This window comes from Nonomuraea basaltis (assembly GCF_005893125.1).
GTDB classification, from domain to species: domain Bacteria; phylum Actinomycetota; class Actinomycetes; order Streptosporangiales; family Streptosporangiaceae; genus Nonomuraea; species Nonomuraea basaltis.
Map to the genome: position 1 here is coordinate 1 of NZ_VCJS01000194.1, position 23,979 is coordinate 23,979.

General features: G+C 68.0%; 19 protein-coding genes and 2 pseudogenes. 6 read left to right on the top strand and 15 right to left on the bottom strand.

Going from position 1 to position 23,979, the window contains the following annotated elements:
• Nucleotides 1-245: 245 nt before the first annotated feature.
• Entirely contained in the window at nt 246-1,241 is a 996-nt protein-coding gene (locus EJK15_RS52305) for an alpha/beta hydrolase (RefSeq protein WP_138717941.1), read from the bottom strand.
• A 136-nt stretch (nt 1,242-1,377) separates the two neighbouring features.
• Here EJK15_RS52305 and EJK15_RS52310 point away from each other — a divergent pair, with 136 nt between their 5' ends.
• Nucleotides 1,378-1,896, top strand: a complete 519-nt coding sequence (locus EJK15_RS52310) for a TetR/AcrR family transcriptional regulator (protein WP_240777763.1) — start codon at nt 1,378-1,380, stop codon at nt 1,894-1,896.
• Nucleotides 1,897-1,903: 7 nt separating this feature from the next.
• Here the strand turns inward: EJK15_RS52310 and EJK15_RS52315 are convergent, their stop codons facing one another.
• Together EJK15_RS52315 and EJK15_RS52320 are read right to left on the bottom strand one after the other, a co-directional pair.
• Entirely contained in the window at nt 1,904-2,458 is a 555-nt protein-coding gene (locus tag EJK15_RS52315) for a transposase (RefSeq protein ID WP_276615523.1), read from the bottom strand.
• 123 nt (nt 2,459-2,581) lie between these two features.
• Nucleotides 2,582-3,004 carry a hypothetical protein gene (locus EJK15_RS52320; protein WP_138717943.1) on the bottom strand — a complete coding sequence of 141 codons (423 nt, stop codon included), beginning with the start codon at nt 3,002-3,004 and terminating at the stop codon, nt 2,582-2,584.
• Nucleotides 3,005-3,357: 353 nt separating this feature from the next.
• Here EJK15_RS52320 and EJK15_RS52325 point away from each other — a divergent pair, with 353 nt between their 5' ends.
• The gene (locus EJK15_RS52325) at nt 3,358-5,727 is read left to right on the top strand and encodes a glycoside hydrolase family 5 protein (RefSeq protein WP_138717944.1); all 2,370 of its coding nucleotides are present in this window, start codon (nt 3,358-3,360) and stop codon (nt 5,725-5,727) included.
• A 42-nt stretch (nt 5,728-5,769) separates the two neighbouring features.
• Here the strand turns inward: EJK15_RS52325 and EJK15_RS52330 are convergent, their stop codons facing one another.
• Both EJK15_RS52330 and EJK15_RS52335 read right to left on the bottom strand, forming a co-directional pair.
• Entirely contained in the window at nt 5,770-6,531 is a 762-nt protein-coding gene (locus EJK15_RS52330) for an SDR family oxidoreductase (RefSeq protein WP_138717945.1), read from the bottom strand.
• Nucleotides 6,528-7,553: a zinc-dependent alcohol dehydrogenase gene (locus tag EJK15_RS52335; RefSeq protein ID WP_138717946.1), complete on the bottom strand. Its 1,026-nt coding sequence runs from the start codon at nt 7,551-7,553 to the stop codon at nt 6,528-6,530. Before EJK15_RS52335 ends, EJK15_RS52330 begins: the two co-directional genes overlap by 4 nt.
• 201 nt (nt 7,554-7,754) lie before the next feature.
• Here EJK15_RS52335 and EJK15_RS52340 point away from each other — a divergent pair, with 201 nt between their 5' ends.
• Nucleotides 7,755-9,062: an L-fuconate dehydratase gene (locus EJK15_RS52340; protein ID WP_138717947.1), complete on the top strand. Its 1,308-nt coding sequence runs from the start codon at nt 7,755-7,757 to the stop codon at nt 9,060-9,062.
• On the opposite strand, the gene EJK15_RS52345 is transcribed toward EJK15_RS52340, so the two are convergent.
• Nucleotides 9,035-9,763, bottom strand: a complete 729-nt coding sequence (locus EJK15_RS52345) for a FadR/GntR family transcriptional regulator (protein ID WP_138717948.1) — start codon at nt 9,761-9,763, stop codon at nt 9,035-9,037. The genes EJK15_RS52340 and EJK15_RS52345 overlap by 28 nt on opposite strands.
• Before the next feature lie 201 nt (nt 9,764-9,964).
• On the opposite strand from EJK15_RS52345, the pseudogene EJK15_RS52350 reads away from it, so the two are divergent.
• Both EJK15_RS52350 and EJK15_RS75450 read left to right on the top strand, forming a co-directional pair.
• Nucleotides 9,965-10,633, top strand: a pseudogene (locus EJK15_RS52350) (MFS transporter); the annotation flags it as partial.
• A 132-nt stretch (nt 10,634-10,765) separates the two neighbouring features.
• A complete protein-coding gene (locus EJK15_RS75450; protein ID WP_138717949.1) occupies nt 10,766-12,715 on the top strand; it encodes an AbfB domain-containing protein in 1,950 nt (649 codons plus the stop codon).
• A gap of 140 nt (nt 12,716-12,855) precedes the next feature.
• Here the strand turns inward: EJK15_RS75450 and EJK15_RS52360 are convergent, their stop codons facing one another.
• From EJK15_RS52360 to EJK15_RS52390, 7 genes are all read right to left on the bottom strand, one after another.
• Nucleotides 12,856-13,632 carry an SDR family oxidoreductase gene (locus EJK15_RS52360; protein WP_138717950.1) on the bottom strand — a complete coding sequence of 259 codons (777 nt, stop codon included), beginning with the start codon at nt 13,630-13,632 and terminating at the stop codon, nt 12,856-12,858.
• A 94-nt stretch (nt 13,633-13,726) separates the two neighbouring features.
• Nucleotides 13,727-14,152, bottom strand: coding sequence for a YbhB/YbcL family Raf kinase inhibitor-like protein (locus EJK15_RS52365; RefSeq protein WP_240777766.1), 426 nt, complete (start codon nt 14,150-14,152; stop codon nt 13,727-13,729).
• 151 nt (nt 14,153-14,303) lie between these two features.
• Nucleotides 14,304-15,818 carry an alkaline phosphatase D family protein gene (locus tag EJK15_RS52370; protein ID WP_138717952.1) on the bottom strand — a complete coding sequence of 505 codons (1,515 nt, stop codon included), beginning with the start codon at nt 15,816-15,818 and terminating at the stop codon, nt 14,304-14,306.
• Nucleotides 15,819-15,956: 138 nt separating this feature from the next.
• The gene (locus tag EJK15_RS52375) at nt 15,957-16,874 is read right to left on the bottom strand and encodes an ABC transporter permease (RefSeq protein WP_138717953.1); all 918 of its coding nucleotides are present in this window, start codon (nt 16,872-16,874) and stop codon (nt 15,957-15,959) included.
• Complete coding sequence (locus EJK15_RS52380; protein ID WP_138717954.1) at nt 16,867-18,054, bottom strand: quaternary amine ABC transporter ATP-binding protein; 1,188 nt, start codon at nt 18,052-18,054, stop codon at nt 16,867-16,869. The genes EJK15_RS52375 and EJK15_RS52380 overlap by 8 nt, the downstream gene beginning before the upstream one ends.
• A gap of 28 nt (nt 18,055-18,082) precedes the next feature.
• Nucleotides 18,083-19,060, bottom strand: coding sequence for an ABC transporter substrate-binding protein (locus tag EJK15_RS52385; RefSeq protein ID WP_138717955.1), 978 nt, complete (start codon nt 19,058-19,060; stop codon nt 18,083-18,085).
• 39 nt (nt 19,061-19,099) lie between these two features.
• On the bottom strand, nt 19,100-21,979 hold the full coding sequence (locus EJK15_RS52390) for a DUF3604 domain-containing protein (RefSeq protein ID WP_138717956.1): 2,880 nt from the start codon (nt 21,977-21,979) through the stop codon (nt 19,100-19,102).
• Between the two features lie 48 nt (nt 21,980-22,027).
• On the opposite strand from EJK15_RS52390, the gene EJK15_RS52395 reads away from it, so the two are divergent.
• Nucleotides 22,028-22,240: a hypothetical protein gene (locus EJK15_RS52395; protein ID WP_138717957.1), complete on the top strand. Its 213-nt coding sequence runs from the start codon at nt 22,028-22,030 to the stop codon at nt 22,238-22,240.
• Nucleotides 22,241-22,365: 125 nt separating this feature from the next.
• Here the strand turns inward: EJK15_RS52395 and EJK15_RS52400 are convergent, their stop codons facing one another.
• Both EJK15_RS52400 and EJK15_RS52405 read right to left on the bottom strand, forming a co-directional pair.
• The gene (locus tag EJK15_RS52400; protein ID WP_138717958.1) at nt 22,366-23,271 is read right to left on the bottom strand and encodes a LysR family transcriptional regulator; all 906 of its coding nucleotides are present in this window, start codon (nt 23,269-23,271) and stop codon (nt 22,366-22,368) included.
• A gap of 358 nt (nt 23,272-23,629) precedes the next feature.
• Nucleotides 23,630-23,979: pseudogene (locus EJK15_RS52405) on the bottom strand (serine/threonine protein kinase); the annotation flags it as partial.

Genomic DNA, 23,979 nt, shown 5'->3' on the forward strand with positions numbered 1-23,979 from the left:
GAGCTGACACTGTCGGATAGAACGTACGCGCGATATCGTCGGCAGACTCATCCACAGACCACATGGGTGGGGCCGGAACCGTCAGGCCGCTCTGATACACCAGCGCCTTACCGATGAGAACAACCCATACCCATACCCGCGTCCATGCCGTCACGTCCGTACTTCGGCCGCAACACAACTAAAGGCACTTCATGCACCCTCATGCACACTCAAACACCAGCAGCTCCTACCCCCGGCGCGGCCCGTCACCCAGCGAGGGCCCCTCGGAGGAACTCGACGATCTCCGCCCGCGCGGCCTTGGCCAGCGGCACCACGCCCGGCATGCTGAGGAACGCGTGCGTCGCTCCGGGATATTCGGTGAGCCGCGCGGGCGTCCCAGCAGCTCGCAGTCGTTCGGCGTAACAGCGGCCGTGATCGGCCAGCGGGTCAAGGGTCGGCACCACCACGAGCGCTGGGGCCAGCCCGCTCAGATCGTCGGCAAACAGCGGCGACACCGCACGAGGATCCGTGCCCGGCGGAACGGCGAAGCGGTGGAGCAGCCGCATCTGCGTCACGGTGAGGGTCGGGCTGTGGGCGTGCTGAGTGATCGAGGCGTAATCGAACATCGTCGAGGTCAGGTCGACAGCGGGGTTGACCAGCACCTGCGCCCGCAGGAGCAGGCCGGACTCTCTGGCCAGGATCGCGGCCAGGGCGGTGACCATCGAGCCGGTGCTCTCACCGAAGACGGTGGTCCGCGCCGGGTCGACTCCCCACTGCGCGGCGTGCTGCACCACGTGCCGGAGCACGTCCCAGCCGTCGTCGACGGCCGCCGACAGCGGAGTCTCCGGGTCGAGGAGGCGATGCTCGACCGAGACGACGACCGCGGGCAGCCGCGCGGCGAGGTGGCTGTTCACCCAGTCGCTCTGCACCGCCGTGCCCACGAACCCGCCTCCGTGCACGTGGAGCACGAGCGGCAGGTCGGTCCGGTCGGCCCCCCCGCCGCCGTGCCCGGGCGAGGGCCGGTACACCCGGACCCGGAGCCCGCGGCCGGGCAGCGCCACCTCCTGCCACCGGATCGTGGCGCCGCGGTCCGGAAACCCGGTGATCACGCGCGCCAGACGTGACGCCCGCTTGCGGTTCTCCGCGTCGCGGTAGGCGACCAGTTCCTCGGCCGTCATCGCCGGCCAGTCCGGCTCCTTTCCCAGGGCATGCAGCAACCGGATGCCCAGCGGCGGCCGCTCCGTACCGGTGACCTCGCTCATGTCTTCTCCTTGGCCCACTAATTTCGCTACCAGAAGTATCGATACTGATAGTAGCGTAAGAGGTTATCGTGTGGGCATGACCCGAGCGACCACATCCGCCAGACCACCCGGTCGCCCGCGCTCCGGCGTCAACGCCGTGGTCTTCGCCGCAACGCTGAGCACAGTCCACGAGCTCGGCTATGCGCGTGCCACCGTCGACCGCATCGCCGCCGCGGCCGGCGTCGCGAAGACGACGATCTACCGTCGCTGGCCGTCGAAGGGCGCGCTGATCGTGGACTGCCTCCTTGACGCGTTCGGCCCGATGCCGCTGGAGGGCGCCAGTCGAGCCGAGCTCATGTCCTCGGCCATCCGCTGGATCGCGGCGAAGATCGGCGAGCCCGGGGTGGGCGACGCGTTCGCAGGCGTGTTCAGTGACGCTGTCAGCGATCCGGCCCTGCGCGAGGTCCTGTCCGCGCGGTTGCAGGACCCGTACCGGCTCGCGCTCCAGGACGCGCTTGGCGAGCCGGAGAACCGGGTCCTGTTCTTCATTGACGTCGTCGTCGGAACCTTGCTCCACCGCATGGGCATGACCGGCGAGCCGATGGTCGACGCCGACGTCGCCACACTGACCGAGATGGTTCTGCCGCACTTCACTGAAGGTGCCGGTCCGACCTAGTGCCGCGTCAGGCCACGTTTGCCCTCTTCACGATGCGGCGTAGGCGAGGGTTATCGGTGTTGCGGTTTCGCCAGGCGATGTAGCGGCGGATCATTCTGCCCTGCTCGCGGTGGCCGGCGTGGTCGGTGCCGTTGAGGGTGAACTCGCGCAATGCGGTGAACTGCGCCTCGATGCGGTTCAACCACGAGGAGTTGGTGGGTGTGTAGGCGATCTCGACGTTGTTCGCCTCTGCCCACTCGCCGACCCGCTTGTCCTTCTTGGTCGTCAGGTGCGGGCTGAAGTTGTCACAGATGATCGCGATGCGCACCTCGGGCGGGTAGAGGCTGCGCAGGTAGCGGCAGAACTCCAGGAACTCGCCGCGCCGCTTGCGCTTCTTGATGTGCCCGTACATCTTGTTCTTGCCCAGGTCTAACGCGGCGAACAGGTGCCGTACCCCTTGGGTGCGGGTGTAGGTGGCGCGCATCCTGGGCCGAGGTTCGCAATCGGGATCCTTGCCCTTGCCGCCGATGCCGTACGCTTCACTTTCGAGGTGCCGTTCCCCTACACGATCAGATCTAGTCAATCCAGATCATGCCAGGTCAGAGCGGCACCTCTCGCATGGTGTGACGCTACGTAGCGGCTGGCGAATTGCTCATGAATTCACGAGGCTGATCGCCTACGACCACCGACCCATTTACTGTAAGATTCATTTGTCTTCCGACGGTTCGTCGAATAGAGGTACATTAACGCAGCGACTGTGCTCACTGGTTCCCAGCGGTCGTGCGAGGCCTCCTACCCCTAGCACAGCGGGGATGTTGACACAGTTTTGCACCGGTAGCGGATCTATCAGCACCGATATTCGATCTATCAGCTCTATGTCGTCTTCCTCCCTCTCTTCCTGTCTGGCGGGCAGGAAAGGAATCCCTCTGAGGACAGGGACGCGTTGCGTAACGGCTTCTGAGGCATGGCGGGTGTCGTTCGGGTTGTCGGCGCTGGCAGTTGTGGCACCCAAAGCAAGAGTGCCACCGGTGATCGCGGTTCCGAGCGCCAGACCAGCGAGAACCCCTCTACGTATGGGCATTGCGCGTACTCCCTTGATGAAATTCGGTTTTCCTAATTCGTTGGCCATTCGCAACACAATAGGAAAATTTCTTCATCCCCTATTGTCGTCCCATTCTGCTTGATTTCCGGCTGGGTTCCGTTGTAAACGGGAGGTTCCTGCCTTTGGTCTGTTCTTATCAATTTATGGACCACTCTGACTCAAATAAGCATGCTTCTATGGTGATATGTACTGTTAGGTGTGTCTTGTCTGTATTGACTGCTGCCTGGCCCTGGCCTCAATCCTTCATGATCTTGCCCGCTCGGGCCAGGTCGAGGCCGAACGCGTCGCCGGCCGCCGGCATCGAGCCGGGAAGGCGCTGGTCTTGTCCCGGTGCGGCCATCCGGAGAAAATGAGCACCCCTCACGTCGGCTGGAGTGTTCATGAGGCAGGTTGTCGTCAGCGTCCTTGCCCTCGTCGCCGTATTGGTGGCCGGGGCCCTCGCCGATCCGTCTGGGCTCGTCGCGCTCTACAAGCCGTGGGGAGGCAGCGTGCTCTATGTGTGTCTGCTGGTCACGGGGTTCGCCGCCATGTCGTACGGGCTTCGCCGTACCTCCGGATTCTTCATGACCTGGGGTCTGGTGATTGTTGTCGCGATGGTCGCCAGATTCGCCGATTCACTGATCATGGTCCTCGGCACGGTGCCGTCCTGGTCCACGGTCCGGTATGCCGGGTGGTCGAGCGGTTACACCGGGCTGTTCGCGGCGATTTTCGGGTGGATCGTGGCGTTGGCCGCCGTCGTGGCCAAGGGGCGCGCGGCGGGAAGGCGTCTCGACGAAGGACTCGTCGAGAAGGGTGGGCGGGGCGGTCGCCGGAGACCGCTGCGGCTGACGATCATCGCGGCGGCGACCTCGCTGCTCGCCATGCCCGTCATCGGCCACGAATGGTGGGCCGCCTCCCCGGCCGCCTACGCCTATCACGGCTGGTCGTTCATCGCACCCGCGCCGGATGCCGGGTTCATCGGGGCCGTCGCGGGAGTGGTGGTGTTCGCCGGAGGCGTCCATCTGTCCGGGATCCGCGGCGGCGGTCGCTGGACGGCCTTCGCGACCGGATGGCTGGCCTGTGTCTGCGGAGGACTGCTCCTCGGGCTGGTGCAGAGCCTGCTCGCGGCGGTGGCGGACATCACGGCAGACGACCTCTGGCCCGTGCCCGCGACGTTCCTCCGCCTGTCGGCCGGAGCCTCCTACGGCGCGGCGGTGGGCCTGGTCGCGAGCCCGCTCGCCCTCATCAGGCTGGGCCGCCTCGCCTCCGTGGTTCCCGTCACCGCGGCACTGTCCCTGCTGGTCCTCCCAGTTTCCAGCGGTACGACCCTGATGGCTACGGCGACTGCCCGGGACGGCCTGCCGAGGCTTATGGTCACCCGGAACCCTCGACCGGTCATATCCGACGAATCCGGGCGCCAGGTGCTTCTACGGGGCGTCAACGTCAACCAGCTCAACGACTACTGGACGTACGCGCCGAACATGGAGGCCAGCCGGCCGCTGTCCGAAGCCGACTTCGCCGGGATGGCGGCGATGGGCTTCGACGTCGTACGCCTGGCCGTCTCCTGGTCCAGGCTGGAGCCGACCCCGGGCGCCTTCGACACGGCGTACGTGAACCAGATCAGGCAGGCGGTCGACCAGGGGGCCGCCCACGACATGTACACGGTGATCGACCTGCATCAAGACGCGTGGGGCAAGTTCGTCGCCGCGGATGAGGACACATCGTGTCCCGCGGGCACCGACCCCATGATCGGGTGGGACGGAGCCCCGGAGTGGGCGACCGTCCTCGACGGAGCCCCCAGGTGCGGATTCCTGGGCCGTGACATCTCTCCTGCTGTGAGCAGGGCGTTCACGAACTTCTACCGTGACCGCGACGGTATCCGGTCGCGCCTGGTCGCCACCTGGGGACGTCTCGCCTCCGAGTTCGCCACGACGTCGTCGGTCGCGGGCTTCGACCTGATGAACGAACCAGGATATGGCGACCAACCGCCGCTGACCTCCTCCCTGCTGCTGGGCAGTTACTACGACAGGGCCATCACCGCGATCCGTGACGCGGAGAGAAAGGCGGGCGGCTTCCCGCACCTGATCTTCTTCGAGCCGAGCGTCCTCTGGTCGGGCATGGGTTTCGACCCCGCGCCCCCGCCCGGCTTCAGCGACGACCCGAACCTGGTCTTCGCTCCCCACCCGTACAACGAGTCGATCACCATGGACCAGGGCCTCGGCCTGACCATGGTCTCGATCGAACGAGGGCTGGACCTCGCGCAACGCATGGCCGAGCGGTACGGCGCGGCGCTGTGGCCCGGCGAGTGGGGCTGGTTCGGTGACCCCGCCGCCGACGGGGCCAAGGTAGCTCGCTACGGCGCCGCCGAGGACCGGCACATGATCGGCGGCGCCTTCTGGGTGTGGAAGCAGGCCTGCGGGGATCCGCACGCCTACCCGGGAACCGCCGCGACCGGCGGGAATCTCATGATCGTGGATTGTGCGTCAGGCCGGGACCTGCCGCCTCCCGCCCAGTACGTGTCGGTGCTCTCGCGGGCCTATCCACGCGCCGTTCCCGGACGGCTGACCTCGCTGACGGCCACGGGTCGCCGGCTCAGGCTGACGGGGACGGCCGCCCACGGATCCTGCGAGCTCGACCTATGGATTCCCGGCACGGCTCGCCCCAGTGTGGTGGCCACCGCGATCTCCCGCATCGATCTGCGCCAGGCGCCCGGTGGCTGGCGCGTGACCGGCTGTGCTTCGGGCCGCTACGCCTTGACGACGGACGGCTGAGCCGCGAGGCCGGAACCCGGTGCCCACGGAGCAAGCGGTCCGTCAGCGGGCGAGCCAGCCGCCGTCGACGGGGAGCACGACGCCGGAGACGTAGTCGGAGGCGCGGCTCGCCAGGAACACCGCGGCGCCGCCGAGGTCGCTCGCCGCTCCCCACCGGCCGGCCGGGATGCGTTCCAGAATGGACCTGCTGCGGCCGGGGTCGTCCTGGAGCGCCTGCGTGTTGTCCGTGGCGATGTAGCCGGGGGCGATGGCGTTGACGTTCACGCCCCTCGGCATCCACTCGTTGGCCAGCGCCTTCGTCAGCCCCGCGATCGCCGACTTGGACGCGGTGTAACCGGGCACGTTGATGCCGCCCTGGAAGCTCAGCAGCGACGCGATGAAGATGATCTTGCCGCGGCCTCGCTCGATCATCGACCGGCCGACGGCCTGGCTGAGCACGAACTGGCTGTTGAGGTTGGTCTCGATGACCCGGTCCCACAGCTCGATCGGGTGCTGGGCGGCGGGCTCACGCTCGATGGTGCCCGCGTTGTTCACCAGGATGTCGGCACCGAGCCCTTCGAGGCGAGCGGCGAGCGCGGTGACGGCCGCCCGGTCGGAGAAGTCGGCCTGGAGCGGCAGGAACGTCCGCCCCGCCGCTTCCACGCGGCGCGCCACCTCGCTACCCGACGGTTCCATGGCCGCGCTGACGCCGATGATGTCGGCGCCCGCCCGGGCCAGCGCCTCGGCGACGGCCAGGCCGATGCCGCGGCGCGCGCCCGTCACGACGGCCGTGCTCCCGGTCAGGTCGAAGACGTCCGGGCTCATGCCGTACCCCCGGACACATCCACGAGGATCTTCATGGCCCGCCCTGACTCCAGTGCGGCGAACGCGTCCGCCGTCCCGGTGATCGGAACGACCTCGGTGATCAGCTCGCCGGCCGGGATCACCCCCGTGTCGAGCAGCTCGACGGCGCGTACGAAGTCGGCGCGCTGGTAGACGCGCGCGCCCAGCAGCCGCAGCTCGCGCCAGAAGACGCGCTGCAGGTTGACCGGCCGCGGCTCCGGATGGATGGCCACCACGACGACGGTGCCCCGCACCTTCACCAGGTCCGTCACGCCCAGGACCGCCGCCGCGGCCCCGGACACCTCGAACGCCACGTCGGCGCCGGCGCCCCGCGTCCATTCCTCGACCCACGCGACCTGGTCGGTGGCCGAGGGGTCGAGCACGCCGAACCCCATGGCCGCGGCGGTCTCTCTGCGTAGCGGGTCTATCTCCACGATCACGACCTCCGCGCCCTCGTGCCTGGCGACCGCGGCGATGAGCACGCCGATGGGGCCGCCGCCGACGACCACCACGCGGTCGCCAGGTGCGAGCTCGGCGCGCCGTACGTCGTGGACGGCGACCGCCACGGGCTCGACCAGTGCCGCGTGGTCCAGGCGGAGGGTCTTGGGCAGGCGGACCAGGAGATCGGCGTCGACGTTCCACAGGCGCTGGAGCGCGCCAGGGGAGTCGATGCCGACGAAGGTGAGGTTCTGGCAGATGTGCTCGTTGCCCGCACGGCACGCGGGACACGTGCCGTCCCAGTCGAGCGGCATCACGGTGACATGGTCGCCGGCGACCCACCCGCTCACTCCGTCGCCCACGGTGGCGATGACGCCGCTCATCTCGTGGCCGACGACGGTGGGCGGTTTCACCCTGGCGTCCATGTGCCCGTGGAGGATGTGCAGGTCCGTGCCGCAGATGCCGGTGTAGGCGACTTCGATCTGCACCTGGCCGGCCTTCGGGGGAGACGGATCCGCCTCCCGGATGCCGATCTCCCGATTCCCCAGGTAGTTGGCGGTTAGCACCGTTAGGGCTCCCATCGGTCTGGTGTTCAGGGCAGCAGCATACACAAGGAGCTGTACCAAACATCAGATGAAAGACGGAAGAATGTCGAGTTTGGTGCCGGATATGCGGGCTTTGCAGGATGAGTCATCAGATGTATTCTGGCAATGCTGACCTAGTGTCACGGAGTGTGACATTTCGTACGAGCTCCGCTGGAGGGGTGAATGACCGCGATCATCGGCGTAGACGCCTTCGACGTCCGCTTCCCGACGTCGTTGAGCCAGGACGGCTCCGACGCGATGAACAAGGACGGCGACTACTCGGCCGCCTACGTCGTGATCAGGACCGACGACCCGGCTCTGTCCGGTTTCGGCTTCACGTTCACGATCGGCAGGGGCAACGACATCTGCGTGCTCGCCGCCAAGCAGCGTGGCCTCCCCCTGGTCGGCATGACCGTGGAGGAGGTGGTGAAGGACCTGGGCGGCGTCTACCGCCACCTCAAGTCCGACTCGCAACTGCGCTGGCTGGGGCCGGAGAAAGGCGTCGAACACCTGGCCATGGCCGCCGTCATGAACGCCGTGTGGGACCTGGCGGCGCGCGTCGCGGGCAAGCCGCTGTGGCGGCTGCTGGTCGACATGACCTCGGAGGAGCTGGCGGACGTCGCCGACCTGTCGTATCTGTCGGACGTCCTCACCCACGACGAGGCGGTCGCGCTGCTGAAGGAGCTGGAGCCGACCCGCGCCGACCGCGTCGCCGAGCTGGCCGTGACCGGCTACCCGTGCTACACGACCAGTGCGGGCTGGCTCGGATACTCCGACGAGAAGCTGCGGCGGCTCTGCCAGGAGGCCGTCGAGGCGGGATACAAGCACGTGAAGCTGAAGGTCGGCGCCGACCTCGACGACGACATCCGCCGGTTGCGCATCGCCCGCGAGGTCGTCGGCCACGACGCCAACCTGATGATCGACGCCAACCAGGTCTGGGACGTGCCGCAGGCGATCGAGTGGGTGCGCGCGCTCGCGGAGTTCGAGCCGATGTGGATCGAGGAGCCCACCAGTCCCGACGACATCCTCGGTCACGCCGCGATCCGCAAGGCCGTCGCGCCCATCGGCGTGGCCACCGGCGAGCACGGGATGAACCGGGTCCTGTTCAAGCAGATGTTCCAGGCGGAGGCCATCGATTACTGCCAGCTCGACTCCGCCAGGCTCGCCGGCGTCAACGAGATTCTCGCGGTGTACCTGATGGCCAAGAAGTTCGGCGTGCCGGTGTGCCCGCACGCGGGCGGCGTCGGCCTCTGCGAGCTGGTGCAGCACCTGTCGATCTTCGACTACGTCGCCGTGTCGGGCTCGCTCGAGGGGAGGGTGACGGAATACGTCGACCACCTGCATGAGCACTTCGCCGACCCGTGCGTGGTCAAGAACGGCGCCTACGTGCTGCCGGCCCGCCCCGGTTACAGCGCCCAGATGCACGACGCCACGCTGGCGACGTTCTCCTTCCCCGGCGGCGACTACTGGACCAGGGCCACGGAGTCCTGATTCGCCGACAGGTACTGCTCCACCGCGAGCAGGTGCACGCCCATCCGCAGCCGGGCCGCGTCGGGATCGCGCGCCTTGAGCGCCTGGAGTATCGTCCGATGCTCCTTGTGCGTGTCGAACTCGGCCCTCTCGGCGTTGATGGCCCGCCACAGGCGGGCCCGCACGGTACGGCTGGCCAGCGCCTCGATCAGCGCTTCCAGTGTCGTGTTGCGTGAGGCCGCGGCGATGAGGCGGTGGAAGGTGATGTCGGCGTTCATGACCGCCTCGTGGTCGATCGGCTCGGCCTGGAGCAGCAGCTCCATGGATGCCAGGATCTGCTCGGCCCGGTCGAGCTCCTCGTCGGTGATGCGCAGCGCGGCCCGCCCCACGGCCTCCGTCTCCAGCACCCGCCGCACGGCCTGCAGGTCGGCGACGTTCTCCGGCCGGTGCAGGTCGACCAGGAAGCCGATCGGGCTCAGCAGCATCCCCGGGTCGAGCGCGGTCACGTAGGTGCCGTCGCCCTGCCGGGTCTCCAGCACCCCGGTGATGACCAGCGCGCGGACCCCTTCACGGAGTGAGCTGCGTGACACGCCGAGCTGGGCGGCCAGGTCCTTCTCCACGGGAAGGCGGGATCCCGCCGTCAGCGCGCCACTGATGATCATGTGCTTGATGCCCTCGACCACGATGTCGGACTGCGATGCGCGCGGCTCGCGGGTAGTCATCCGACCAGTTTAAGGCCAAAGCCTGAGCGCGCTGCTGCACGTCGGGGCAATCATCAGATCAATCGAGATGGGATTCCAGGTTCTCGCCGAGGAAATCTTGACGTAACACGACGATTCATCAGATGATTCCGGAAAGCTGTCGGAGTTCATCACCGCCATTCGTCAGGGCTTCCCGGCGGCGGCGCCCGCACCTCGGAGACCGACACCGAGGGGGCCAGCCGGATCCCGTGGCGGTCGCTGTTCCGCTACCGCACCGTGCTGAGCATGATGTTCGGCTTCTTCTGCCTGAACAGTGTCATCTATTTCTTCATCACCTTCTTCCCGTCGTATCTGGTGACCGAGCGCGGCTTCTCCCTGCTGAAGCTGGGTTTCTTCGGAGCCATCCCGGGTCTGTTCGCGGTGCTGTCCGGCTGGGCCGGAGGGCTGCTGGCCGATCGGGCCATCCGCAGGGGCGTCTCGGTCACCCGGGTACGCAAGACGGTCATCGTCGGCGGGCTCGCCGGCGGATCGGTGATCATGTTCGCCGCGGTGGTGCCGGATGCGTGGATGGCGCTGACGCTCCTGTCGATCTCGTACGGCAGCCTCACCGTCGCAGGCACCGGCATCTGGTCGCTGCCCGCCGACGTCGCCCCCAGCTCCAAGCACGTCGGGTCCCTCGGCGGGGTCCAGAACTTCGCGTCCAACTTCGCCGGGATCATCACGCCGATCGTGGTGGGCGTGCTGGTCGACGCCACCGGATCGTTCGTCGTGCCGTTGCTGGTGATCGGCGTGATCGCGCTGGTGGGGGCGGTCAATTACCTTGTGATCATGGGCAAGATCGAGCCGCTCAAGCTCGTCGGCTCCGCCTCTGCCGGCACGAGCGGTTCCTGAAGGCATCGCGCTCTTCGCGGAGTCGTACGCGTCCGCTACCGCTTGGCCGGCACGTTTCTGTTATCCGCGCCCGTCTGCTTCGTCTCCTGTCACGAGAGCCTCCACGCGGGAGGCGGCGACAGTAAGGCAGCAATGAGCGACAAGGGCCGTGCACACCCCTCAGCCCGCCATCTGGCCCTCGCCGCGCTGGCGACGGCGGTCGCCGTCTGCGGCACGCCAGGGCCGGCGGCCTCCGCCGCCGAGCGCACCGCTATCCCGGCGGCGCTGCACGGCGGCACCGGCCTGCCCGATCCGGGCAGTGATCCGGGAGCCGACCCCGTCTTCTCCTCCGACGGGGAGCTGAGCAGGAAGGAAAACTACACCTACCGGCCGTCCAAGCCCGGCGATCACGCCTTGCCGCCCGGCACGTTCACGCTGTCCTACGACGTGTCCCAAGCCTCGCGGCGACCGCTGAAGGCGCAGCTCGCCAAGGCGCGGGCGGAGCTCGCGCGCAGCGCCGGCATCGCGCTCTACCTCACGGGAGGGACCGCGCTGAACGATGCCGACCTGACGGCGGTGCAGACGGTCGGCAATGCCGAAGGCGCGGGCGGGCTCGGGCTGACCGATCTGAACCGACTGCACATCTACAACCTGCGATCCCTCCAGGGCGGGACCGAATGCACACCCGGCTCCGGCCTGACCTGCGCCGGGCAGATCGCACGCGGCGGGCGCTCGCCCTATCTGTGGCACAACGGCTGGTGGGGGTCGTGGGTCAGGCACCTGGTGCTGGACGATCTGCAGGACATCAAACCCGGCTCCTTCAGCAACCACAACTTCGCCTCGGTCAGCGTCAAGGCGGCTCGCACCGTCGGCGCGATGGCGTTCGGACACGGGCCGTACGCCAAGCTCAGCGTGCTCTACCTGCCCAGCGTCACGGAAATCGGCGCGAACGCGTTCCGGCGCAACCAGTACCTGACGAAGGTCAACCTGCCGCGGGTGCGCACGATCGACGACTTCGCGTTCGACGACGCTTCCCGCCTGCGCTACTTCAACGCTCCGGAGCTGGAGTCGATCGGCAGGAACGGATTGAACGACAGTCACGTGCTGGAAGCGGTCAACCTGCCCAAGGTCCGCTACATCGGTATCAACTGCTTCGATCTGAACGGCAACGCCGCCACCGGGACAGGCATCAAGGTGCTCCGGCTGCCGAGCCTGCGGACGCTGGACAAGAACGCCATCGTCCAATTCGCCTCGCTCAAGGAGCTGTACGCGCCCGCACTGGCCACCGCCTGGCATGACTCGATCTCCGGCAACGCGAGCCTCGAATCGGTCTACGCACCGAGCCTGAGCCGGCTCGGTCCGCGCGTCTTCGCGCGTGATCCCAGCCTGCGAGCGCTGTACCTCGGCCAGAAGCCACCGGCCCAGGACGCCGCCGCGTTCACGGGAGCCGACCCGGCGAAGCTGATCATCTCCTACACCGGCGACACGTCCGCCTGGGCCGGCTTCGTGCCGGCGGGCAATCCCAGGATCAAGCTGGTCAAGCGGAACGTTGACGCGGTGCCCGTCGCCAGCCCGCCGGCCGTCCCCGCGCCGTCCCAGACCTCCGCGCCGAGTCCGTCGGCCACGGCATCCTCATCGCCCACGTCCGCACCGCCGGCGCATGCCGGACTGCCGACAGGTGTCACGCGGTCTTTCCGAGCGGCCGGCGCTCCCCACGCGTTCATCCAGGCCTCCCAAGGTCTCGCTCGGCTGGCCACCATCCGCGAGGACGGCCCCGCCGCAGCCCGGCAGCGCGCCCGCTTGCGCATCGTGCCAGGCCTCGCCGACCCCAAGGGGTACTCATTCGTCGACCCCGACGGCCGTTACCTGCGCCACAAGCACTTCCGGCTGCGTTTCGACCGCAAGGACGGCAGTTCCTTGTTCGAGAAGGACGCCACCTTCTACGCCCGTCCGGGCTCGGCCGCCGCATCGGTGACGCTGGAGTCGTTCAACTACCCGGACCGGGTCGTCCTCCACCGCAACCGTCAGCTATGGCTCGTTCCCCGGCAGGCGACCGCCGCCTTCCGCACCGCAAGCTCCTTCCAGCCGGTCCTCCCCAGATGAACCCTTGAAGGCCCGACGGGCAGCGTATGACAGGGGCACGCTGCCCGTCGGCTGATCGGGAGGACGCCGTGCCTCCGCCTCGGCAGAGGTCACGCCTCCAACCGCTGCGGCACGGTCGAGGGATCGGCGGCGTGGCCCGGTCACGAGAACAGCTGACCGCCGTTGACGTCGATGGTGGCGCCGGTGACGGCCTTGGCGTGGTCGGAGGCGAAGTAGACGACGGCGCGGGCCACGTCCTCCTCGGTGGCGATGCGGCGCAGGGCCATCGCCGAGACGTCGCGCGCGTGGATCTCCTCGAACGTCACGCCTTCCGCCGCCGCTCGGGTGCGCATCCACTCATCGAGCACCTCACTGGCGATCCAGCCGGGCGCGACGCAGTTCACCCGCACCCCATACGGCCCGAGTTCGTCGGCGAGGCAGTGTGACAGCAGGTGCGAGGCGGCCTTGCCCGCGGCGTAGTCGCTGCGTCCCGCGTAGCCCTTGCGGGATGACATGGAGGTGATGTTGACGATCGAGCCGGAGCGCTGGGCCACCATGTGCGGCGCGATGAACCTGCAGGCCAGCAGTGTGCCGTAGCCGCCCGTGTCGACGGCTCTGCGCCATGTCTCCAGATCGTCGGCGGACATGTCGAGCACGTTCCTACGGTGCGATCCGGGGAAGGCGGCGTTGACCAGCACGTCCACCCGGCCGAACCGTTCGATCACGGTGTCGGCGAGCCGCCGTACATCGTCGATCCTGGTCACGTCGGCGGGTAGGCCCAGCACGCCCGGCACTTCGGCGGCGGTCTTCTCAACGGTGGCCGCGGTTCGGGCGGCCACGACGACCGTGGCGCCCTCCTCGCTCAGCAGCCCCGCCAGAGTCCGCCCCAGTCCGGGACCTGCCCCGGTGACGATCGCGACCTTGCCATCCAGCAGCACGCACCGACTGTACCAAGCGTTTGCTAGCTTTCCGCGAGCCGCGCGTCGGTATCAGGCTGCACGTCATCTCCCGCGACACGGATGCCGCCGCCTGTCACCGGCCGAAGGTGCCGACCAGCGTGCCGGAGGCCAGCACCTTTCCCTCGAGCGCGCGCTGGAGGTCCGCTGGCGAGAAGCCGTCGGCCAGCCCGGTCGGCTCGGACACGGCGTAGAGGCGGAAGAAGTACCGGTGATTGTCGCCCGGCGGCGGATGGGGGCCGCCGTACCCGGGGGTGCCGAAGTCGTTGCGGCCGACGACGAACCCCTTCAGCTCGGCCCCGGCGTCCAGCTCCGTGGTGTCCGGCGGGATGCCGGCCACCAGCCAGTGTGTGAAGGTTCCGCTGGGGGCGTCCGGATCCTCGCACAGCAACGCCAACTCGGCCGTGCCGTCCGGTACGTCGGCCCACCGCAGGTGCGGGGAGACATCGCCGGCCTCGTGGGAGTACTCATGCGGGATCATCGCGTGATCGTTGAAAGCCATGCTGCTCAGTGCTATCCCAGCCATGCTCACCTGCTGCCCCTCAGGTCCGGTTCGACACACCCTGGCTCATCCGACGCGGTACTGCTCGGCGTCGGCGGCGTATAGGAGCCGGTCGTGACCCGGGCCGGCCGGATCCACCCGGAGAGCGCCGTCATGGCCGGCGGGGCAGGCCCGCGACGCGGTCGGCGACGGTGAACGTGGCCGCGGTCAGGGCGGGGGCGCCCGGGGTGCTGACGTACGGCACCACCTTGAACGCCGCGGTCAGGGCGGCGGGATCGATGCGCAGCATGAGGTAGCCACGGCGTTGCAGGTGCAAGAGCAAGTGGGGGTTGCCTGCCAGCAGGGGGTCGGTGGCCGGATCGGTGTCGCGGCCGTCGCCGCCGCTGGTGACGGAGGTGACCGCGAACTCCGCGCCGACCGGCGGGGATTGCGGATCGTCGTAGTCGAGGACGAGGTTGCCCGCCCAGTGAGCGTGTACGTCGCCGGTGAGTACGACGGCGTTGCGCACCCCCGCATGGAGCCAGCCGTCGGTGACCCGCGTACGGGAGGCCGTGTAGCCGTCCCAGGCGTCCTGCCGCACCACCTGCCCGATGCCGGGATCGCGGTCGCGCTGTCCGAAGAAGACCTGCTGACCGATGACGTCCCAGCGGGTACGCGATAGGCGGAAGCCCTCCAGAAGCCAGTTCTCCTGGTCCAGCCCGATCATGGTGTGACCGGGAGGGAGCGGCACGGGGCAGGCGGAGAAGCCGGACCCGCACGGGTGCAGGTCACGGTGCTGGCGCGTGTCCAGCAGGTGGAAGGTGGCCAGGCGGCCCCAGCGTAGCCGCCGGTAGAGCTGGAGTGCGGGGCTGCTGGGCCGCGAGCTCGCGCGCAGCGGCATGTGCTCGTAGTAGGCGCGGAAGGCGGCTTGGCGGCGTTCGGCCGGGAGCAGGTTGGTCCAGTTGTTGACCACCTCGTGGTCGTCCATGATCACCAGCCAGGGCGCGGCGGCGTGGGCGGTGCGCAGGTCAGGGTCGGTCTTGTAGAGCGCGTGCCGGCGCCGGTATCCGGCCAGGGTGCTCACTTCCGGGCCCTCGTGGTCGCGGACGTTGCCGCCGGGCTCCAGGCGATGGTCGCTACCTTGCTCGTAGATGTAGTCACCCAGGTGCAGCACCAGGTCCGGGCGCTCCTCGGCCAGCCTGGCGTACGCGGTGAAGTATCCGTGCTGGTAGTTGGCGCACGAGACCACCGCCAGACGCAGAGATCGGGGCAGTGAGCCGAGCGGCGGCGCGGTCAGCGCGCGCCCGGTGGGCGACAGGTAGGGGCCGGCCTTGAACCGGTACCAGTATTCCGTGCCCGGCCGCAGTCCGGTGACCTCGGCATGCACGCTGTGCGCCCACTCCCGCGTCGCCACCTGTACGCCCTGCCGGACCACGTGCCGGCAGGCGGGGTCCGTCGCGACCTGCCAGTGGACGGGCACCGGCATTTCGGGCATGCCGCCGAGTCCGTCCTCGGCCAGCGGCTCAGGGGCCAGGCGAGTCCACAGAACGAACCCGCCGGGATCCGGATCGCCACAGGCGACTCCCAGGGTGAACGGGTCCCCGAAAGCGGCGGACGGCACCAGGAACGGCAGAGCCGGTGCGAGCCCCATCGCCAGAAACGATCTCCTGTCCAGCACACCTGACATGATGGCGACGAGCGATGGTTTCCGGGCCGAGGACACGCCAGCCTCTCCACCGGTTCCGGCGGAGGCGACTGAACCCGTCCCGTGTTTCGTGGAGGTCTCCAGCAGGGTCCGGGCGGTCCACTGATCCGTAGTGGATGGTCAGGCGGGAACTTCGGCCTCCTCATGTCTGGGGCCGGGGAGCGCCGACGTCTGGGACACGGTGGTCGCGCGGCCTTGAGAGCGTCTGCGCCTGAAGCCGCCAGATCCCAGCGCGGCCGTCACGCGATCGAGGTAGATCGCGAGAATGACAACGGCGAGTCCGCCCTCGAACCCTGAGCCGATGTCGAGCTGGGTGACGCCCTGGACCACGACGGCACCCAATCCCTGGGCGCCGACCATGCCGGCGATGACCACCATGGACAGCGCCATCATGATCACTTGGTTGACGCCTGCCATGATGGACGGCAGCGCGAGCGGGAGTTGCACCTCGCGCAGCACCTGTCGTGGCCGGGAGCCGAAGGCGACCGCCGCCTCGACGACTTCGGCGTCGACCTGACGGATACCGAGTTCGGTGAGCCGGACAGCGGGCGGGATGGCGAAAACGGTGGTGGCCACCACGCCGGGAACCACACCGATGCCGAAGAGGAACACCGCGGGAATGAGGTAGACGAAGACCGGCAAGGTCTGCATGAAGTCGAGTGCCGGTCTTGTCAGCAGGCTCGCCCGGTTGCTGCGCGCCGCCCAGACGCCCAGCGGCACACCGACGGCGACCGCGATGACCGCCGCGACGATGACGACCGCGAGCGTCTGCATGGTCTGGACCCACAGCTGCATCGATGCCACGAGCAGGAAGGCGAGCACTGTGAACACGACGAGCGGCAAACGCCTGCCGGCGAACCACGCGACGGCGGACAGCGCGGTGATCAACAACAGCGGATGCGGAGCGACGAGGATTGTGTAGACCGTGTCGACGAGCTGGAGCAGCGCCACGGAAACGACGTCGAACATCCCGCCGAGGCGGTCGAGCAAGAGCTGGATGCCGCGTTCCACGCCGTCGCCGATGGGAATCCTAGGCATGTTTCACCTTCTTCGGGGCGGCAAGGGCTGCCAGGATCGCGGCCCTGGGAGCGACGCCGAGCAGACGCTTGTCGTCGTCCACGACGGCGACGGGAACGGTGTGGCGCCCGGCGAGATCGCAGAACTCGACGATGGGCAGGTCCGGCGATACTGCGTGCCAGCCGCCGACCAGGCAGGGATCGAGGGTGGTCTCGCCCTCTCGCAAGGCTCTGGCGAGGGCTTCGTCGGTCGCCACTCCGAGGATGCGGTCGGTCTCGTCGAGGACGAAGATGCCGTTCATCTCCACGTTCTCGAGCCGTTGGAGTACCTCACCCGGGCTTTCGTCCCACCGGGCGGTCACCAGTGGCGCGCGCAGGACGCTTGCGGCGGTGAGGACACGAGAGCGGTCGACGTCGGCGATGAATTCGCTCACGTACTCGTCGGCCGGCTCAGAGATGATCTCGGTGCCGGTGGCGCACTGCACCACCTGGCCGTTGCGCATGACCATGATGCGGTCCCCGATCCGCATCGCCTCATTGAGGTCGTGTGTGACGAAGACGATCGTCCGCTGATCCGCCGCCTGGAGTTGGAGGAGCAACTCCTGCATGTCGCGGCGGATGAGCGGGTCCAGGGCGCTGAACGGCTCGTCCATGAGCAGGATCTCGGCGTCGGTGGCGAGTGCCCGGGCGAGTCCCACCCGCTGCTTCATCCCGCCCGACAGTTCGTGTGGATAGGAGTCTCCCCACTGTTCCAGTCCCACGCGCTGCAGGGCCCAGTCCGCCCGCTCCAGACGCTCCTTGACAGGTACTTGCCGGATCTTGAGCCCATAGGCGGCGTTCTGCCTGATGGTCCGGTGAGGTAGCAGCGCGAAGTGCTGGAAGACCATATTGATCTTCCGGTTGCGGAGCGGCAGCAGCTCGTCCTGCCGCATCGCCGACACGTCGACACCGTCGATCCGCACTGATCCCTCAGTCGGCTCGACGAGACGGTTCAGCATGCGCAGCACTGTCGACTTGCCCGACCCGGACAAACCCATGATCACAAAGATCTCTCCGGGCGAGACGGAGAAACTCACCTTGTCAACGGCGAGAAACCCGCCCGCGGTCCGCACGGCGTTCTGGCGCTCGGATTGCCGCAGGAGGGGCACAGCCCTGTCCTGCGCGATGCCGTAGACCTTGGTGAGATTCTTGGCTTCGATCATCCCGAATTCCTCCAGGCTCTCGCGTGCGTCATGCGCCCAGGCGCGGCAGCACGATCTTGGCGGCCGGTTCGCCGCCCACGTTCGTGACCCCGTTCAGCCAGCCCTCGATCACCTGTGGATGGGACCGCATCCACTCCTTCGCGGCGACCTGCGGCGACTTCTTCTCCTTGTCGAGAGCGCGGATCCACCCCGAGGCCATCTCCGCGTCCACGCGAACCTGCGACAGGAAGCGGTAGAGATTGGGGTCTTGCTCCTTCAACCCCTTGCGCATGAGCACACGGATCTCCCCGGCCCCCGGCCACACCTTTTGCGGATCTTCGAGAAAGACCAGCTTGTAGTCGATCGTCATCCAGTGCGGGCTCCAGCCGAGGAAGGCGATCGGCTGCTGCTTCGCCGCGTGCCGGCTCACCTCTGCCAGCATCGCCTCTGTACTGCTCTGCACGAGTTCCCAGTCGCCGAGCCCGTACGCGTCACGTTTGATGGCCTGCTGAATGATCTGGTTCGCCGGTGCGCCGGGCTCGATCCCGTAGATCTTGCGCTTGAATTCGTCCGCGTGGCGGTCCAGGTCGGCAAGGGAACGCACGCCGTACTTCTCCGCCACATAGCCCGGCACAGCTGGGGAGAACTCCGTGCCGTCCAGCAGGGTGCCGACGACTTCGACCTTGCCCGCATCGAGGTGCTGTCCGAACACCGGCTTCTGGCTCGGCCACCAGTTCCCGAGATAGGCGTCCGCCTGACCGGTCGCGAGCGCCTGGCCCGCCAGCGGAACCGACACCTCCTGGGTGCTCGCCTGGTATCCCAGCATGGTGAGAACGTCGACTGCGATCTGCGTCTCCACCACCAGGTCGCCCCACGGCTGCTGGACGAACCTGGCGGCGCGGCCGCCGCTGTCGCCGCTGTCGCCAGAGGCGAACCCGTCCGGGTTGGTGCCGCTGCACGCCGCGACAGTGGTCGCCGCCACCAGGACGCAGGCGAGTCCCCACACTCTTCTGGATAGAAGTTTCATGGCATTCGTCCTTATCTCTTGAGACCGACGATCGGGCTCTCAGACCCGATCCACCCAGATCGGCGAGGACCAGGCCATCTCGCCGTCGGTTTGGTAAGCGCGGACGTAGTACCAGCCTGACCCGGCCGTCTCGTCCACCCACTGGAAGCGGTGCTCGTTGCCGCCGAGTGAGGTGAGCCCGCCCACCCCGTGCTGAAGGCGCATCCGGCCGTCGTTGCCGTTCCGCACCGGAACCTCGACGATCGCCGCGCGCAGTGTGCCCAGCGTCGTGGTGTGCTCTCCTTGGGAGGTCTTGACGTTGACCGTCGCCTCACCGGGTCCTAGCAGGGTGAGTTCGATGCCTCCGCGCTGCGCGCCGTACGGCTCGCCGAAGCTCTTCGTGCTCGCCTGCCATCGGATGCCGTCCCGGTCGACCTCGATGATCTCGGGACTCCAGTAGGGCGTCAGCAGTACTTCGCCGCCCTCGATCGTGAGGCTCCCGCTCCAGTCGGTGGTCGCCGAACTCAGGCCCCATTCGACGCGGACCGGTACCGCGATCCAATCACCCGGCAGGTCGAGGTCGGGGAGAACGCTGTGGACGACCTCTCCGTTGCGGACGACGTCGATGCGGGCAAGTTCGCCGTAGCCGCGCACGTAGGCCGAGAGCCGCACAGGCCCCGTGGCGTCGGTTTCACCGCCCATGAACGTTTCGCCGAAACGGACGTCCAGCAGGAGGTCTCGCGTGGTGGCGGCGAACACCCGGCGGGTGTGCAGCGCCTCGAAGATCGAGGATCGGTCCAGCCGTTCGGCGTACGCGCCGATGTAGCTCGCGCCGTGCCCGTGGTCGGACGAGGCGATCAGGCCGAAGCGGTGGCCGCGGCGCAGCCCGTCGAGGACGAACGTGCCGGGCAGCGTGCCGTCCGAGTACTGCCGGAAGCAGCCGTCGTCCTCATAGTTGCCCCGGCATGCCTGGAAGACCTCGACCAGTCGCAGGTACTCCGCGTCGTACTCACTCCAGTCGAACGGCACCATCGCCGAGCCGGGATGGTGGGGGATCGTGATCGCCGGGAAGTCAGGATGCTCACGCATCTGCCGCCACAGGTCCTTCGGCGTATCCGACCCCTGCGCGTACGCGGAGAAGATCGGCGCCCCGCGGCGGACGTCGCCGTAGATGACGTTCTGATGGCCGGTCAGGCCGGTCCACTCGAATCCGTACAGCGGCACGAACCGGCCGTCGACGCGGAACAGATCGGCGACCTTCTGAATCGACCACCATTGATAGTCGGTGCTGTTCTCTGAGTGGTCGGTGACGGCCCAGAAGTCATACTCGCAAACGTCCCATGAGTAGCGGTAGAAGTCCTCCAGCGACGGCTCGTCTCCCGAGGTGCACCGGCTGATCAGCGAGTGCCGATGCAGGTCTCCCCAGAACAGCGTGTATTCCTGCCCGGCCACTTGCGTCGTGTACCGCTCGCGATCGCCTCCGAGCCAGGCACGGGATTCCCGGCGTTCCGAACTGTGCACGAGTTCGAGACGGCGATCCGCCCGCGCCGGGCCGGCGGACGTCACCGCTGCGGACCGGACCGATCCTGTCCCGTGCATGCCGTGCCAGATCACCTCGCCGTGGTGCTCGAGAAGGAACGGGCACTCACGGCCACCGAATCCCTCGGTCCAGGAGAGGCCGCGTTCCAAGCGGCCGTCGGTCTGCCACGCGACGAGCGCCCCGCTGGGCAACGGCGCGATCGCCGGCTCCTCGAGTGTCCCGTCACTGCCGGAGAAGGTCGTGGGAGCGGACCAGCCGTCGGGCCCGAGGCTCTGGGCCGCGACCTCCCAGTAGTAAGTCATCAGCGGCAGGCGACGGTGCACCCGGTAGGCGACGGTGAGCCCGCCTCCGGGGTCGGCGGCCAGCCGGGGGAGTCCGCCGGGAACCACGTCGAGGCCCGGCGCCAGGGCGCCGTCCGCCTCCCACAACCCGTCGTCGTCAACGCGGACGACCCGAATCGATGCGGTGACCTCGGGCAGCAACTCCGGCGGAACGAAGTCACCGCTCTCTCGCATGCCCTCGATCCGAGGTCTGTCCGGCAGACTGTCCACCGGTCGCAGCCGTGTCGGACCGGACCCGCCGTGTCCGTGAATCGATATCACGTCGAACGCGCACCAAACCGTGCCCTCGCTCGTGATGGCCAGACTCGGATGCAGCGCGTAGTCACTTCCGCCGGTGATGACGCGAACCGGCGAGAGGGAACCGAGGGCCTCTGCCGTGCGCAGCACGATGCGGTACGCGCCGTCGGCGTACTCCGTCCAGGCGTACGTCGTGCCGCCACCCGGTGCCGGAGCGATGGCCGGATCCCACACGTTGGCCTCGACACCCTCGCTCACCTGCCGGGTCTCGTCCCAGGTGCCATCGCGCCAGCGTCGTGCGAAGATGCCGAAGCGGTTGTCGATGCGTCCCTGCCAGCACACCTCGACGCTGCCGTCCACGTGTGCCACGAGCTCCTGGTTGAACGAGGGGTGCTCGGTGGTGCTCACCCGCTCCTCGCTGGTCCACCGGCCATTCTCATGCCGGCGGCACCACACCGTGACCTCGCTCCCGTCAGACCGGGCGTAGCACACCCAGGCGCGTCCCGCGGCGTCGAACAGCGCGGTGGGGCGGAAGCAGTCCGCCGGGTCCGCCGACAGGACGGCCGGCTCGCCGTCCGCGGACGGGCCGTCGAGCAGCATCGCCAGCACCCGATCGCCCGCATCCGGCTCCCATTCCGTCCAGGCATGGACCACCCGGCCATCGCCCGCAGTGGCGACCGCCGGGCGGGCGGCGGAGCCTGACGTACGGACCGGGCGGCCCGCCAGGCGCTGGTGCCCGGCGAGGCGGGGAGCGGTTGCGAGCGCCGCCTCGCCGCGCGCGATGAACTCCATGATCCGGCCGCCGCCCTCGTCGACCCACATGTATCTCAGGGGGTCCGGATCCAACAGAGCCTCGACAGGCGAGACGTCGTGGCAGCTCTCAATGGCGGCAGCGAGCTTGCGATTGAAGGCGAGCACGCGGTCGAGATCAGCACGCTGCTCGTCCGTGTACTCTCCGCTGTGGTGGTCTACTCCGCAACACCGGCCCACGGTGGATCCCTTCAGGAAACAATGAGTGGGAGGATGGAAGACGAATTTCTTGGCGGCATGATTGATACGCTGTCCGGTGCTGGCGCCCCGTAGCTCTATCGCCCGGTCCGAAATTCGGTTTGTGTGCGCGGTATCACGATGTCGCGTCAGAAAAGAGGGCGTCAACGCGACGCCGCCGCGGACCTAGACCGTTCTTCTTTGCGCGGTATAGACGCTTTCTATGGCATGGCATCGACCTGTCGTGGACGCCCGCGGAAGGCATCCGCGAACTCGACGAAAGCCTGTCCCGCCGGCGACAGCGGCTCCGAGCGCCAGAGCAGGCGGACACGACGGGTCACCGGAGGGTCGATGCGAAACGTCCGTGCGCCTTGGCGCGCGGCGTCCTCCGCCATGGGGAGAGGAAGCAGCGCACCTCCAGCACCTGCGAGAACGAGCGGCACGATGGCGGCTCGGTGTGTCGTCTCCACAGCGATGCGCAGCGGGATGCCGGCGCCGGCGAGCGCCTGCTCGGTCATCATTCTCGTCGTCGTCCCCTGCGGAGTGGTGACAAGGTCGAGCGAGGCCACCTCGCTGATCGTCAGCATCCGCCGTCTGGGCGCCGGCGCGTCCGGAGGGAGCACGGCGAGCATTTCCTGCTCAGGCAATTCCATGGTCTGCAGACGGGGCGCCGGAACGGAGAAATCCGCAAGCCCGAATTCGTATTGCCCGGAGCGGACCATGTCGGCGACCTCGATCGCCTGGTCTGGGTCGGCAATACGAATATCGATTGTTGGATATAGGCCCCGGAACTCCCCTACCATGCGAGCCAGCGGATCAACTGCGAGAGTCGTCAGGGCGACAATGTCCAGGCGGCCGTTTCGCAGGCCGCGAACCCACTGCACGGATCTACGGGCGGTCGCGAAGTCGTACACGATCTGCTGTGCCGGTTCGAGCAGCGCCTCGCCGGCCGCGGTGAGGCGCACGCCCCGCCCGAGGCGCTTGAACAGCTCCACCCCCAGCTCGCGCTCCAACGATCCGATCGCATGCGACAAGGATGGCTGTGTGATGTTAAGGGCGTGTGCCGCGCTCGTGAAGCTGCCATGCGCGGCCACCGCCAGGAAATACTCGATCTGCCGTCGCTCCATGCACGGCTCCCGCGCCTTTGACGTGCTCCTATAGATCCAATGCCTGTCGACGGGGAACACCCGTTCGCGACGTCGAGACAAGTGCGAGGCAGTGAGAGTCGACGTCTTGGCGTGGCGGTCAGTATGGCAGTCGCCGGAGAGGCGATGCAGACCGGGTACCACGCCACGCACCGGAAGAGGACGCCCGCGCCGGCACGAGCAGATCGGCTCTGCCGGCTTCAGCCCCCTCGGCACCTTCACCTTGAGTGAGCTGTGGGTCGCGGGCGTGCGGTACGCCATCGACCGCTACGGCTCGGTGCCCGCGGTGCCGGGGTCGTGGGCATGAAGACCGGATCCGGCTACCGCGGTTCACCGAACCTCAGCCGCAGTTGGCCCAGCCAGCGCTGGTCCTTCCCGAACCCGCGCCGCCGGAGTACCGGACGCACTTGCCCTTGGCGGACAGCTTGACCGGGCCCGCGTAGTACTCGAAGTTGCCCGAGTCGGTCTGGCTGCCGCCGTTCTGCACCTCCAGTGTCGCGCTGACCGGAGTCGACTTGCCGACGTTCACACCCGACTTGAGGGTGACCACACAGTTCTGGCTCGTGCTGTTGTTCCACAGCTGGTACGTGGTGCCGCCGTTGAACGAGCTCGACCGCTGGACGACGAAGCCGCCGCCGCACACCTGGGTCGCGGTGTAGGGGTTCTTCTTCACGGGGGGCGGGGTCGTCT